This is a genomic window from Acinetobacter sp. YH12120 (assembly GCF_013418795.1).
Lineage (GTDB): Bacteria > Pseudomonadota > Gammaproteobacteria > Pseudomonadales > Moraxellaceae > Acinetobacter > Acinetobacter towneri.
The window spans coordinates 1-13479 of sequence record NZ_VPBI01000035.1 but is presented as its reverse complement, the minus strand read 5'-3'; the positions used below and the strand labels follow the sequence as shown (position 1 = coordinate 13479).

General features: G+C 42.1%; 13 protein-coding genes. All 13 read right to left on the bottom strand.

Features of this window, described 5'->3' with window-relative positions:
* Nucleotides 1-196: 196 nt before the first annotated feature.
* A complete protein-coding gene (locus FTU58_RS13360) occupies nucleotides 197-2047 on the bottom strand; it encodes a nucleoside-diphosphate sugar epimerase/dehydratase (protein WP_180062572.1) in 1851 nt (616 codons plus the stop codon).
* A gap of 50 nt (nucleotides 2048-2097) precedes the next feature.
* Nucleotides 2098-3273, bottom strand: coding sequence for a DegT/DnrJ/EryC1/StrS aminotransferase family protein (locus tag FTU58_RS13355; RefSeq protein ID WP_180062571.1), 1176 nt, complete (start codon nucleotides 3271-3273; stop codon nucleotides 2098-2100).
* A gap of 16 nt (nucleotides 3274-3289) precedes the next feature.
* Nucleotides 3290-3952 carry an acetyltransferase gene (locus FTU58_RS13350; RefSeq protein WP_180062570.1) on the bottom strand — a complete coding sequence of 221 codons (663 nt, stop codon included), beginning with the start codon at nucleotides 3950-3952 and terminating at the stop codon, nucleotides 3290-3292.
* Nucleotides 3949-4551: a sugar transferase gene (locus FTU58_RS13345; protein ID WP_180062569.1), complete on the bottom strand. Its 603-nt coding sequence runs from the start codon at nucleotides 4549-4551 to the stop codon at nucleotides 3949-3951. The genes FTU58_RS13350 and FTU58_RS13345 overlap by 4 nt, the downstream gene beginning before the upstream one ends.
* A gap of 16 nt (nucleotides 4552-4567) precedes the next feature.
* Entirely contained in the window at nucleotides 4568-5110 is a 543-nt protein-coding gene (locus FTU58_RS13340; RefSeq protein WP_180062568.1) for a serine O-acetyltransferase, read from the bottom strand.
* A complete protein-coding gene (locus FTU58_RS13335) occupies nucleotides 5104-6270 on the bottom strand; it encodes a glycosyltransferase family 4 protein (RefSeq protein WP_180062567.1) in 1167 nt (388 codons plus the stop codon). The genes FTU58_RS13340 and FTU58_RS13335 overlap by 7 nt, the downstream gene beginning before the upstream one ends.
* Nucleotides 6267-7361: a glycosyltransferase gene (locus FTU58_RS13330; protein ID WP_180062566.1), complete on the bottom strand. Its 1095-nt coding sequence runs from the start codon at nucleotides 7359-7361 to the stop codon at nucleotides 6267-6269. The genes FTU58_RS13335 and FTU58_RS13330 overlap by 4 nt, the downstream gene beginning before the upstream one ends.
* Nucleotides 7358-8476, bottom strand: a complete 1119-nt coding sequence (locus FTU58_RS13325; RefSeq protein WP_180062565.1) for a glycosyltransferase — start codon at nucleotides 8474-8476, stop codon at nucleotides 7358-7360. The genes FTU58_RS13330 and FTU58_RS13325 overlap by 4 nt, the downstream gene beginning before the upstream one ends.
* 33 nt (nucleotides 8477-8509) lie before the next feature.
* On the bottom strand, nucleotides 8510-9058 hold the full coding sequence (locus FTU58_RS13320; RefSeq protein ID WP_180062564.1) for an acyltransferase: 549 nt from the start codon (nucleotides 9056-9058) through the stop codon (nucleotides 8510-8512).
* Between the two features lie 106 nt (nucleotides 9059-9164).
* Nucleotides 9165-9758, bottom strand: a complete 594-nt coding sequence (locus FTU58_RS13315; RefSeq protein ID WP_180062563.1) for an acyltransferase — start codon at nucleotides 9756-9758, stop codon at nucleotides 9165-9167.
* The gene (locus FTU58_RS13310) at nucleotides 9758-10930 is read right to left on the bottom strand and encodes a lipopolysaccharide biosynthesis protein (RefSeq protein ID WP_180062562.1); all 1173 of its coding nucleotides are present in this window, start codon (nucleotides 10928-10930) and stop codon (nucleotides 9758-9760) included. Before FTU58_RS13310 ends, FTU58_RS13315 begins: the two co-directional genes overlap by 1 nt.
* A 10-nt stretch (nucleotides 10931-10940) precedes the next feature.
* Nucleotides 10941-11963, bottom strand: a complete 1023-nt coding sequence (locus tag FTU58_RS13305; protein WP_180062561.1) for an NAD-dependent epimerase/dehydratase family protein — start codon at nucleotides 11961-11963, stop codon at nucleotides 10941-10943.
* A gap of 12 nt (nucleotides 11964-11975) precedes the next feature.
* Complete coding sequence (gene tviB / locus FTU58_RS13300; RefSeq protein WP_180062560.1) at nucleotides 11976-13253, bottom strand: Vi polysaccharide biosynthesis UDP-N-acetylglucosamine C-6 dehydrogenase TviB; 1278 nt, start codon at nucleotides 13251-13253, stop codon at nucleotides 11976-11978.
* Between the last annotated feature and the right edge of the window lie 226 nt (nucleotides 13254-13479).

Below are 13479 nucleotides of genomic sequence, written 5' to 3'. Positions count from 1 at the left end.
CGCGACTCATGAGTGCTCGGTTATATGCGGGCCAATTGGTTGTACGGTAGATTTTGTGTGTAGGCTTCTTCATTTGAAAATTATATCGCTGAAAAAGCCTTTACAGATAGGTTTGTGCAACAAAGCCCTTATATAACAAAATTTATATAACTAATTTCAACTGATCGGTTGCCGAAATTATTATTTAAAAACCTATCTAACTAATAAAACTATAACCATCGACGTATTTTTCCAATAAATAAAAAACTTCTATATCGTTATTTATATTAATATATTTATCCAACTTATGAAAAACACTCTCAATTTCATGTTTATTGAAATACTTTTCAAAAGATTTTAAAATCCGCTGATGATCCGTTTTTTCTACTCTATCTTGATCAATCAGCAACTCTTCATACAACTTTTCACCCGGACGTAAACCCGTAAACTGAATTTCAATATCACCCACCCCATTTGCATCAATAGGCCGAAATCCGCTGAGACGGATCATTTGTCGAGCTAAATCAACAATCTTAACCGACTCCCCCATATCGAGTAAAAATACATCACCACCTGTACCCATTGCCCCGGCTTGAATCACGAGCTGTGCCGCTTCAGGAATGGTCATAAAGTAACGTGTCACTTCAGGATGGGTCACTGTCACAGGCCCACCTTGGGCAATTTGCTTCTTAAACAGTGGCACAACCGAACCCGATGAGCCCAACACATTACCAAAGCGTACGATACTGATTTGGGTTTTCGGATGAGTTGATGCCAAACCCTGACAGTACAACTCTGCCATTCTCTTAGATGCACCCATCACATTGGTTGGACGCACGGCTTTATCAGTTGAAATTAGCACAAAAGTTTCAACACTTTGTGCCACAGCAGCATCAACACTGCGCTGTGTACCAATCGAGGTATTATAAATACCTTCAAAAGGATTGGCTTCAACCAGTGGTACATGTTTATAGGCCGCCGCGTGATACACCGTTTGCACGCTATATTGGTGCAAAATACGTTCCAATTTGGCTTGATTGGTCACCGAGCCCAAAACTGGAATGACTTGAACACCTGAATTTTGTAATTCTCGATCAATAGAGTACAAAGCAAACTCGGACATCTCAAATAACACCAGCATTTTAGGTTGATGCTTGACAATTTGACGGCAAAGCTCGGAACCAATCGACCCCCCTGCCCCTGTGACCATCACGACTTTATCTTTAATATTTTTTTCTAGTAGTTCAGGCTTTGGTGGTACAGGATCACGACCGAGTAAATCAATAATATCCACTTCACGGATATCAGATACTTTGACTTTACCATCAACCAGTTGTGTCACACCTGGTAATTCCATGATTTTGACATCAGTGGCTTCAAAGGATTCAATAATTTCCTTTTTACGTGCACGTCCTACCGATGGCATAGCCAGTAAAACTTCTTCGATACCAAATTTTCCAAGTTTCTTTTGTGCTTTTTTTGGTGAATAAATCTTTAAACCGCTTAAAGACTGACCTTTCAGTGATTTTTTATCATCAATAAAACAAACAGGTAAATAATCATCCGAACGGTTTAAAGCGGCCGCAATTTGTTGTCCTGCCAAGCCTGCCCCATAAATCGCCACACGTTTGCGAGTTTGTTTTTTGGCAAAAGTTTTAAGTGTCGCATAACGAATCACCGCGCGACTCCACCACATGTAAGAAAACAGCATAAAGCCGTACATGAGTGGAATACTCATCGGAATAAAGGCAACATCTAATTTTTTAATGGCATACAACGCCACAATTTGAATAAATGTCCCAATCGAAATACGCAGTAAATAATCTTCATTAAATGAACGTACAATCGCACGGTAAATCCCGAGCAAGGCAAAAATCATTACACCTGCGATGGCAACATAGATATACCAAGCCTCAAGCCCTTGCATCACGGTCACATTTGGACGTGCCAAACGAATGGCATAGGCCAGCCACATCATCAGTGGCAACATGCACATGTCCATGGTCACCAAAACCACTTGTTTTTGGCGACGCGGTAAGGATGCAATTGAACGAATAAAATCTTTCATTGAGGCTCAGTTATCTTGGCTGAAAAAGCACGCTGTGATTATACGCTGTTTTAGGCGTGAATCTTGGCAAGCACGCTTTGAATCGCATCTACGGTTTTTTGTAGGCTGTGTTCAGACAGTGTTGGATGCACCAAGAACATCAGACTACTTTCACCTAAAGCTTTCGCATTGGCTAAACGTGTTACTGGGCGCCACGGTGTCTCATCAAAAGCTTTTTCTAAATACACTTCTGAACATGAACCACTGAAACATGGCACCGCTTGCACGCTAATTTCCGCCATGATGCGATCACGTGACCAGCCTTCAGGCAAAGCATCAACATTGACTTGTACATAGCATTTATAACTTGCATGCACATAATCAGATGATGGTTTAGCCACTGTAAAATAAGGACTATGTTCAAATACAGCTTGGATCCGTGCCATATTAGTATTACGTTTTGCTGTCCATTCCGGCATGTGTTTCAGTTGCAAACGACCAATTACTGCTTGCATTTCCATCATGCGCCAGTTGGTGCCAAATGAGTCGTGTAACCAACGGAAGCCCGGTGGATGTTGTTTGTTATAGACGCTATCAAAGTTTTTACCGTGATCTTTGTAGGACCACATTGTTTTCCAAAGATGTTCATCATTGGTGGTGACCATACCGCCTTCACCGCCAGTGGTCATAATCTTGTCTTGGCAAAACGACCATGCGCCAATATGACCAATTGAACCTGCGGATTTGCCTTTATACATCGCACCATGCGCTTGAGCGCAGTCTTCAATCACGAAGATGCCTTTTTCCTCAGCCAATTGCATGATTGGATCCATATCACACATCCAACCTGCCAAATGCACACAAATAATCGCTTTGGTATTCGGTGTAAGTACAGCTTCAATAGTACGACGTGAGATGTTTTGTGAATCGAGTTCGACATCAGCAAAAATCGGATTAGCACCTGCAGTGACAATCGAACTTGCAGACGCTAAAAAGGTACGTGAAGTGACAATCACATCATCCCCTGCACCGATGCCGAGGGCTTTGAGGGCTAAATCCAGTGCCACTGTACCATTGGCTACCGCAACCGCATGTTGGGTTCCAACAAACTGTGCAAATTCCTTTTCAAATTCACGGCATTCCTGACCTGTCCAATAATTGACTTTATTAGACAAAAGGACTTTTGACACCGCATCGGCTTCTGCTTGGGTAAAGCTTGGCCAAGGCTCAAATGCACTGTTTAACATGGAATTTTCCTAAAACTTATTGCTGTGAAGTCGTGACAATCCGCGCAGGATTACCCACCACTGTTGCGCCCGCAGGGACACTTTTGGTGACCACGGCGCCCATACCGACAATCGCACCTTCGCCAATCACTAAAGGCTGATCGGGGGTGCCCTGCTTAATCATGGCACCTGCGCCAATATAAGCATGGTCGTGAATATGAATATTACCGTTGCATTTTACGCCTGGCGCAAAGGTAACGAAATCCCCAATCACACAATCATGCTCGACATAGCTATATAAATTGGCGTGGAAGCATTTTCCGATTTTAATATTGGAGGTAATGGTGACAAATGGACTGAGTGCTGAACCTTCTGCAATTTGTACTTCATCCATGAAAATGACGTTGTCAGCACAGATTGACCAAAGCTGAATACCGTCCGCTTCTAAACGGTTGGCAATCTTTTCTCGTACACGACTATTGGCAATCGCAATTTGCACGTATTTTGTCGATGCTGATTCATTTAAAAAGGCTGAATAATTCATAGCACGATGACCATTCACCGAACCGATTTCTATTAAAGCATCATCAATAAAGACAATTTCAGATTGATCTTGTTCACGCGCCAATTGCTGACGTGCGACGGGCATCAAACTACGCCCACAACCTGATGCCCCATAAATTGCATAAAGTGTTGTCATTTTTTTTCCGGTGTGCCGGTAAATTTACTCATGGTTGCCTCGCCTTCGGCGCTGATATCGTCTTTGGCAAGCACTTTTTTTATTGTTTTCAACATGATTTTAAAGTCGAGCCACAGTGATTGGTTTTCCACATACCATGTATCGAGTTCGAATTTCTTTTCCCATGAAATGGCATTGCGACCATTCACTTGTGCATAACCCGTGATGCCCGGACGCACGTTATGGCGTTTGGCTTGTTCCTGATTATATAAAGGTAAATATTCCATCAGCAGTGGTCGTGGACCAACAATACTCATATCACCTTTAATCACGTTCCACAATTCAGGCATTTCATCCAAACTTGTGGCACGAAGCATTTTGCCAAATGGGGTGAGGCGTTCGCTGTCGGGTAATGGGTTGCCCTCAGCATCCAGCGCATCTTTCATGGTACGGAACTTGATCATTTCAAATGGTTTACCATGTAAACCCGGACGCACCTGACGAAATAGCACCGGCGAACCTAAATTCTTTTTCACCTTATGTGCCACGATCAAATACACAGGTGACAGCAAAATTAAAGCCGTGGAAGCAATGGTGATATCAATAATACGTTTTAACATTGAATTCCTCTGCCCCTTAGTCAAGATCTGTCCAACGTCTATTTACAGATTGACCTGCATTATTCATGTGAATGACTTTGGCATAATTTCCTACAGCCGTGGCATTTTCAGGAATATCTTTCGTCACCACACTACCCGCGCCAATCGTTGAATTATCACCAATCGTAATTGATTCCACGATACAGACATGAGGTCCAATATAAACATTATTACCTATTTTGGCTGCACGACGACCACCATTGGCGCCAATCGTTGTGAATTGAGATAAATTGACGTTATGCCCAAGCTCTGCTGTGGGATTAATGACTAAAGGTCCACCATGTCCAATATATAAGCCATAGCCAATTTTAGTCGTGGTATGAATATCGATCCCATATTGCTTTCTTTTATAATAATAAATGGGATAAACAAGTTTTGCTAAAAACGTTTTTGAACTGGCAATACGTAACCAAAATGAAAAATTAAAGCCGCGATTAAATAGGTAGTTTTTAATAAACAATTTAAAACTGACTTTTCCCGTATAACGATATAAATCGCTTTTGATGTATTTAATCAACATGCGCCAGACTCTAAATTGATATCGATGATTCCCATTTCAGCAAGCATATGTTTATTCACCTGATGCACATCATATTTATTGAGAGCAATTTCACGTGAACGTTGTCCCATAAACTCAATGAGTTTTGGATCTTCAATAAAATATTGCATGCTCTGTGCCAAATCATCGACTGATTTTACCTCGACCAAATAGCCATTTACACCATGCGATATGGTTTCACGACAGCCCGGTGCATCAGTGGTAATGATCGCACGTCCCATTGCCATGGCTTCTAACACCGTGCGAGGTGTACCTTCACGATAAGAGGGCAACACATAGACCGAACTTTGTGCAATCGCAGGACGCACATCACTGAGTTTACCCCAATATTTCAGACGACCATCAGCAATCCATTCATCCAGTTCAGCTTGCGAGATCGCAGAAGGGTTATCGTCAATCCAACCGACCAAATGAAATTCTGCTTCAGGATATTGGGCTTTGATAATGCGTGCCGATTCAGCATATTCGCGCACACCTTTATCACCGAGCAATCGTGCAATCAGCAAGAATGATGCTTTAACCTGCCCCTGCTGATTTTTCGGTAATGGCATGACATCAAAATCTTGTACATTCACGCCTGAACCATTCACCACCACAGCCAGTTTATCAGCTTCAAGTAAATGTATATCTTGGAACAGTTTTAAATCATCCGGATTTTGGAAAAAGACTTTGTCACTATGTTTTAAGGCTTGGGCATATAAACCATGTACCATTTTTTGGAACAGACTGTGCTTGCCCGACTCCACATTTTGAAAGGCATAACCTAGACCGGTAATTAAAGCAAAACGATGTGGCACTTTGGCAAGCCATGATGCGAGTGTGCCGTAAATCACCGGTTTAATGGTATAGGACAGCACATAATCGGGCTGAATATGACGAATCTGCTGATACAGGTTTTTAAGCAGTTTTAAGTCCGCCAATGGATTGGTACCCGTGCGTTGCATCGGAATTTCATGCAAGTGATAGCCGAGTGCTTGCAGTTTTTGCTGTTCTTCAGGAAAGTCTGCAAACTCAGGTGCCATGATGTGAATTTCATAGCCGTGGGCAGCAATAGCTTCTAATAATTTGCCACGAAAATTCAGTACCGACGGCAAAAAACTACTGATCATTAAAAATTTCATGCCTGTTGGCTCCACACCTGCATATATTGACGGCTGACGGTTGCAATACTGAAATTCTGCTCGACCCGTTCACGCGTTGCTTGTTTTAAGGCTTGTTTTTCTGCTTCAGTTTTTTGTGCATATTGTAAAATCGCATCTGCCAACGCTTGGGCATTGCGTGGCGGAACAATACTGCCTAAATCCTGCACAATGTATTTGGCATCACCGACATCGGTACTGATACACGGCAAACCTGATGCCATCGCTTCGACCAAGACATTTGGGAAACCTTCAGTAATTGAGGTCATCAAGAATGCATCAATCGATTGATAAAAGGCAGGCATATCGGAGATTTGATCAAGCAGATGAACCTTTTTAGCATCTAACTGATATTGTTCAAATAAGGCTTTAACGTCTGGATTGTCTAATCTTGCGCCACCACCCGCAATTTTAAAGATGATGTTTTCATCTTTCAGCAAGCCCATAGTTTCAAACAAGTACGGATAACCTTTGGCATGTCGATAATTACCAGCAAACCCAATCACCGTTGGCTGATTGAGCTGTAAATTCGGCTGAAATTTATCAAGAAATACGCCATTTGCAATCACATGCTGTTGAGCATTTTTAAAACCAAAACCAGTATGTTGCTGTTTCGATGAATGCGCACAGTAAATAATGGCACTTGGCTGTTTCGATAAAATTTGACTTAAACCGAGTGCAATTTTGGTGCTGATCGATTCATCTTTCGGTGATGCAAGCGAGTGATGAATGCCCCACACGACATTCGGTTTGTGGGCTAAACCGATGACACTTAAACTCGTCAACGCATTGGCATGGTACATCCAACATTGTACGGTTTTAGGTTGTAGTTGTTTAAGTAGTCCACGCAGTTTTTTGATGATTCCAAGTGTATTTATGCCATTCCAACTGAGCGCATAATATGACTGGCAACGATCAAGCGTGCTTTGATACACCTCCGATGTTTTCATCAAAGCAATAATGACATGCTGATAATGATCTTCCGTATATTGAATCAAGCGTGCCAACATCATTTCAGCACCACCCACCCCTGCAAAGTTGGTAATCACATGCACCATCAATGGCTTGCTCATGATGCAGACTCCATCATGTGCATATACTGTTTCAGCACGGTTTGTTTATGGAACTGCTGAATATGCGTGCCAAAATCGGCATCTGAGTAATGTACATAGTCGGCAAAAATCGCCTGATGCATCGCTTGGGTTAAACCTGTTTGATCATTGCATTTAACCAATAAACCAAACTTGGCATGGTCTAAAATTTCACGTGGACCACTTGGGCAATCGGTACTGACCACTTTGACTTTGGATGCTAAGGCTTGAATCAGTACACCTGGCAAACCTTCCCAATTCGAACTGAGTACAAACAGTGAGGCATATTTAAAATAGGCATAGGGATTGGCATCAAAACCGGGTAAATCGACCACATCTTTTAAACCCAATTCATTCACCAAGGCTTCGAACTCGGTACGTAATTCACCCTCGCCTAAAATAATCAAACGTGTATCTACATACTGATCATGTAAGGCTTTAAATGAACGAATCAAAAAGCCAAAGTTCTTGGCCTCAGTTAAACGACCAACCGCCAAAATGACCTTGTTGGTCTCATTGAAAAATTTGTGCGAGACTGGGGCGTTGAGTTTTTCAAAATAGGCATCATCGAGTACAGGATTATAAATAGTGCTCAGATTATTCTGTTTATAACTGTAATATTCTCGAAAATCCGTTTCGACGCCTTTAGACACACACACCACTTGCTGTGCCATCGGGTACGTCCAATTCACCAAAGTTTTTAGCACAAACTTGGCAATCCCCTGCAACTTCATATTTTTAGACGGCGTAGATACTTCACGGAAGATCAAACGTGTTTTGACGCCTGCTAACTTTTTGGCAATGCCTGCGACAATATTGGTATGGGTTTGGGTGGCAACGATACAATCGTATTGCTCCGCTTTCATTTTTATTTTCAGTGGCGAGATGCTATTCATCACCCGCCCACAATTAAAATTCACCAATTCAATTTTAGGACTCACTTCAGGCAACAGTTTGCCTTTTACGCCATTGAGGTCACACACACCCAAATGCACCTTCAGACCTTGTTCAGCAAAGCTGTTGGCCAGTTGAATGACTGTACGTTCCGCACCGCCACCGCCCAAGCTCGGCAAAAAGAACATGACTTTATTCAACATAATATGACCTAAATAACATGAAATGGGAACGTATTAATCTGAGAGTTTTGAGGCTTGAATCACCATGGCACGTTCAACGCGTGCGCGGTAATCAATAATGCCAACGAGTTCACTGTCACTCGCGCAAGTGCTTTGAATTTTGGCTTGATAATCAGCAAAGCTCGACACTACTTTAGCCGGCACACCAATCGCCACAGAATGATCTGGAATATCTTTGGTCACCACCGAACCTGCACCAATCACCACATTGGAACCAATACTCACGCCCGGCATAATAATACTATTTACGCCAATAAAGACATGTGAACCAACCTGAATCGGGGCAAAGCGTTGATAACGTTTACCTTGAGCATCTTTGACCAAACAAGTACTACCATCATGGGTAATAAACTTCACGCCTGATGTGACCGTGACATGATCACCAATCGAGACTAAAAACGGTTCTGAGCCCCAATTTTTAATATAAATTCGGCAGTTTTCACCGACTTTGACCCCCTTTTTACGTGCATATGCCACACTGCCTTTGGCCATAAAATAAACCAAATCAAACAGCTGTCGAAAAGCAGAAACAATAAATGCCATATACATGACCTATGTCAGGTTCTAAAAAGGAGGAAAAATCGCTGAATATTTTACGCTGAAAATGCGCTTGAAGATATTCGGACCAAAGTCAGTATGATGACCTGATTTATAGATTTTTGATTTTCTTGACGGGACTACCGACATACACACCCGCATCATCCAGTGGTTTAGACACTAAACTACACGCGCCAATCACGCTGTTGCTTGGAATGGTGACACCATCTAAAACCGTCACGCGTGCACCGAGCCAAATGTTTTCACCGAGGCTGACACCGAGTTTGGTAATCGCATCTTTAACCAAAAGATCAGGCTCACCGAACTTATGATTACTGGCAATCATAATACTTTGCGTGCCAATCCGAGTGTTATCGCCAATCGTGACACCGCCACAGCCATTAATATAGGACTTGGAATTAATGCTAACATCTTTACCAATCACCACCTTGCCACCGAAGCATTTGATATAGCAATTTTCACCAATAAAGCTGTTGTCGGCAATCTCAAGTACCGCACCTTTTTCCACGATGAGACTGACATGATCGCCAATATAAACATTGTTGCCGATCTTCACTTGTCCACTAATATCCACGCTACAGCCTTTACCGAAATAGCGGAATTTTGTCCCAAAAGCCACGTTATAAAATTGCTGACGACATTGTGCAGTGAACCAATTCATCAGTTTTAACAATTTAAAAAACATCAGTTTTTGTTTCTCCACACCACATATAAAATGGCAAAGTTATAGATGATCAGCGCCACCGGCACTGCCAACAGCATATAAATTTTATTCTCAAATAAAACATACAGCCCTGCAAATAATGCGAACTTAATGATCAGTTCCACGATTTGCAGTTTAAATAGTACTTGGCTGTTGCGCTTGGCAATTAAAAAAGCCGAGCTCGGTGGATTACAGAAAATCGCCCAATAACCCAAAGCTAAAATTTGGAAATAGCTTGAAATACCGACCCATTCACTGCCAAAAATCCATAAATACAGCGATTCAGGCAGAATAAAGAAAACGGCAAATAAAGGCAGTGAAACCAGACTGAGTAGTAAACTCGCCTTTAAAGCACTTTGATTGGAATCCGTGGTTTTAAATTTGCGAATAAAGAACTGACGCAAGGTTTGCGAAATCAGATTGATCGGCACACGTAAAGTTCGCTCGACAATGGCATAGAAACCCATTGCCTGCACACCGACAAAATGCGACACCACATAGTACGGCAAATTATGCGAAAAACTATTCAGCAAGGCATGCGGCGTATTGGCGTAAATGAAATCTTTATAATTTTTAAAAGCCTGCCAACTGACTTGATACAGTTGGTTTTTCAGCACATAAATCAGTACCGCCACAATCATGATAATCGAGCTGACGTTATAACTATTCACCAAACTGATTTGCATCACCAGTGGTAAAGACAGTTGCACTGCCACCACAATCGCACTTCTAAAAATATTTAAGCCTGCACAGAAATACTCTTTGTGCGCGGAAAATTGATAATTATAAAGACTTTGAATCAAGGTATTGGCAAGCACACCTGTCGCGACAGCCCCTGCCATTTCAACATTTAAAATAAAACTAAGGACAATGCCACTGATGATTGCAATGACCGTTGAGAACACCGCCCCTTCAAAGATCAGGCTTTTTTTATCTTGCTCTTCGGCGACCAATAAGGCTTGATCAAGACGTAGATTTGCAACCGTCGATAAAACACTGACGATGGCTAAGGCAATGCCGTAGGCACCAAAGTCCGCAACAGAATACAGGCGCGTTAAAACAGGAAGTGCGATAAATGTCATTATCGCACCTGCCAGTAAACTTAAGGTAATCAGCCCAATCGACTGATACTTTGCGAACAGTTTCGCAATCATCTATTTAAGATCATTTTAAGTTGTTCACGTACCAACGCATTGCCAATTGAATGCCTTCAGCGATTTTAAATTCAGGTGCATAACCCAAATGTTGCTGAATTTTGGCAATACTCGCTTGTGAATGACGGACATCACCAGCACGGAAATCACGGTACACCGGATCACGCTCAAACTGTACATCATTTTCCGCAAGTGCTACTTGAATCGCACGGTATAAGTCATTCAATGTGGTCCGGTCACCAACAGCGACGTTATAGACCTGATTTTTCGCTTCATCCGATGCAGTCGCCGCCAAAATGTTGGCTTGAACCGTATTATCGATAAAGCAGAAGTCACGACTGGTTTCACCGTCGCCATTGATAAAGACATCTTCACCATTGATCATCGACGCTGTCCACTTTGGAATCACTGCCGCATAAGCGCCGTTTGGATCTTGGCGTTGACCAAACACGTTAAAGTAACGTAGACCAATCGCTTTAAAACCATAGCTACGGGCAAATACATCAGCGTAGAGTTCATTGACATACTTGGTCACGGCATATGGTGACAATGGATTACCGATGTTTTCTTCCACTTTTGGCAATGCAGGATGATCACCATAGGTTGAGCTGCTTGCCGCATAAGTAAAGCTTGCGACACCTGCATCACGCGCCGCAGTCAGCATATTTAAGAAGCCACTGATATTGGTGTCATTTGTAGTAATCGGGTCTGCAATGGAGCGTGGCACGGAACCGAGTGCCGCTTCATGCAAGACATAATCCACACCTGCACAGGCTTTTTGGCAGTCTGCAAACTGACGAATATCACCTTCAATAAAGCGGAATTTTGCCCATTGCTCAGCAGTCACTAAAGCTTGGACTTCATCAAGGTTATGCTGATGACCTGTAGCAAAGTTATCTAAACCCACCACCGTTTGATTCAGCTTCAATAATCTTTCTAAAAGGTTAGAGCCAATAAAACCTGCAACACCCGTCACCAGCCATGTTTTTGGCTGTACTTGCAATTGCTCACATACCTGTTGATATTGATTCATGGGTATGTCCTCTTACAAACGAAGGTCTGATTCGGCGTGAGATAGCACATATTTCAAGTCATACAGTACATGTTCAGCTTTACCTAAAGCACGGATCGCATCTGCACCCATTTCTTTAAACTGCTGATGAGCAACCGCTAAAATCACCGCATCGTATTTGCCATTTTCAAGGCTTGAAATCGGGTCAATCCCATATTCATGCTGTGCCTCTTGAGCATCCACCCACGGATCATAAACATCAGCATCGATATGATATTCTTTGAGTTCATTGACGATATCAATAATTCGGGTATTACGAATATCAGGACAGTTTTCTTTAAAACTTAAACCCAAAATGAGCACTTTGGCATCTTCAACTTGGATGCGTTTTTTTAACATCGCTTTAACCAGTTGCGTCACCACATAAGCACCCATCCCATCATTTAAACGACGACCCGCCAAAATAATCTCAGGGTGATAACCAATCGACTGTGCTTTATGGGTGAGATAGTACGGATCAACCCCGATACAGTGACCACCCACAAGACCTGGACGGAATGGTAAGAAGTTCCATTTAGTACCCGCAGCTTGAAGTACCGCTTCGGTATCAATACCCATTTTATTAAAAATCACCGCAAGTTCATTGATCAGTGCAATATTCACATCACGCTGCGTATTTTCAATGACTTTAGCCGCTTCAGCGACTTTAATACTTGGTGCTTTATGCGTGCCTGCTTCAATAATCAAGTTATAGACTTCATCGACAAGATCAGCAACTTCAGGGGTAGAACCTGAAGTGATTTTTAAAATATTGGTGACACGGTGTAATTTATCGCCTGGATTAATACGCTCAGGGCTATAACCTGCAAAGAAGTCTTGGTTAAAGGTCAAACCTGATACTTTTTCTAAGACAGGAATACAGGTTTCTTCTGTAGCACCCGGATAAACCGTTGACTCATAAACCACAATATCGCCTTTTGAGAGTACTTGACCGATACTTTGTGATGCTTTAATCAGTGGCGTTAAATCCGGCTGTTTATACTCATCAATTGGGGTTGGCACTGTCACGATAAAGAAGTTACAGTCTTTTAAATCATCAAGTGATGCGCTATAGGTCAGATGTGTTGCCTGCGCTAATTCTTCTGGAGAGACTTCCAAGGTGTGGTCTGTGCCTGATTTAAGTTCATCGATACGTTTTTGATGGATATCAAAACCGACTACGGCCACTTTTTTACCAAATTCAACAGCTAGCGGTAAACCGACGTAACCTAATCCGATAATCGCGATTTTAAGTTCCGAGAGCTCTAGCATGGTGTCAACCTTGTATATTAAGAAGATATTATCAGCTGTATATTTTATTCCATTTTACTCAAAATAATGGATAAATATTTTCTAATTTAGAATTTATGAGGCTTTGTTGCACAAACCTATCTGTAAAGGCTTTTTCAGCGATATAATTTTCAAATGAAGAAGCCTACACACAAAATCTACCGTACAACCAATTGGCCCGCATATAACCGAGCACTCATGAGTCGCG

What these genes read in the sequence shown, in the direction of transcription:
- FTU58_RS13355 (WP_180062571.1), bottom strand. Translation starts at nt 3,273, where the DNA reads ATGTTAAACAGTGCATTTGAGCCTTGGCCAAGCTTTACCCAAGCAGAA.
- FTU58_RS13340 (WP_180062568.1), bottom strand. Translation starts at nt 5,110, where the DNA reads ATGTTGATTAAATACATCAAAAGCGATTTATATCGTTATACGGGAAAA.
- FTU58_RS13345 (WP_180062569.1), bottom strand. Translation starts at nt 4,551, where the DNA reads ATGTTAAAACGTATTATTGATATCACCATTGCTTCCACGGCTTTAATT.
- FTU58_RS13360 (WP_180062572.1), bottom strand. Translation starts at nt 2,047, where the DNA reads ATGAAAGATTTTATTCGTTCAATTGCATCCTTACCGCGTCGCCAAAAA.
- FTU58_RS13315 (WP_180062563.1), bottom strand. Translation starts at nt 9,758, where the DNA reads ATGTTTTTTAAATTGTTAAAACTGATGAATTGGTTCACTGCACAATGT.
- FTU58_RS13325 (WP_180062565.1), bottom strand. Translation starts at nt 8,476, where the DNA reads ATGTTGAATAAAGTCATGTTCTTTTTGCCGAGCTTGGGCGGTGGCGGT.
- tviB (WP_180062560.1), bottom strand. Translation starts at nt 13,253, where the DNA reads ATGCTAGAGCTCTCGGAACTTAAAATCGCGATTATCGGATTAGGTTAC.
- FTU58_RS13305 (WP_180062561.1), bottom strand. Translation starts at nt 11,963, where the DNA reads ATGAATCAATATCAACAGGTATGTGAGCAATTGCAAGTACAGCCAAAA.
- FTU58_RS13330 (WP_180062566.1), bottom strand. Translation starts at nt 7,361, where the DNA reads ATGAGCAAGCCATTGATGGTGCATGTGATTACCAACTTTGCAGGGGTG.
- FTU58_RS13350 (WP_180062570.1), bottom strand. Translation starts at nt 3,952, where the DNA reads ATGACAACACTTTATGCAATTTATGGGGCATCAGGTTGTGGGCGTAGT.
- FTU58_RS13320 (WP_180062564.1), bottom strand. Translation starts at nt 9,058, where the DNA reads ATGGCATTTATTGTTTCTGCTTTTCGACAGCTGTTTGATTTGGTTTAT.
- FTU58_RS13335 (WP_180062567.1), bottom strand. Translation starts at nt 6,270, where the DNA reads ATGAAATTTTTAATGATCAGTAGTTTTTTGCCGTCGGTACTGAATTTT.
- FTU58_RS13310 (WP_180062562.1), bottom strand. Translation starts at nt 10,930, where the DNA reads ATGATTGCGAAACTGTTCGCAAAGTATCAGTCGATTGGGCTGATTACC.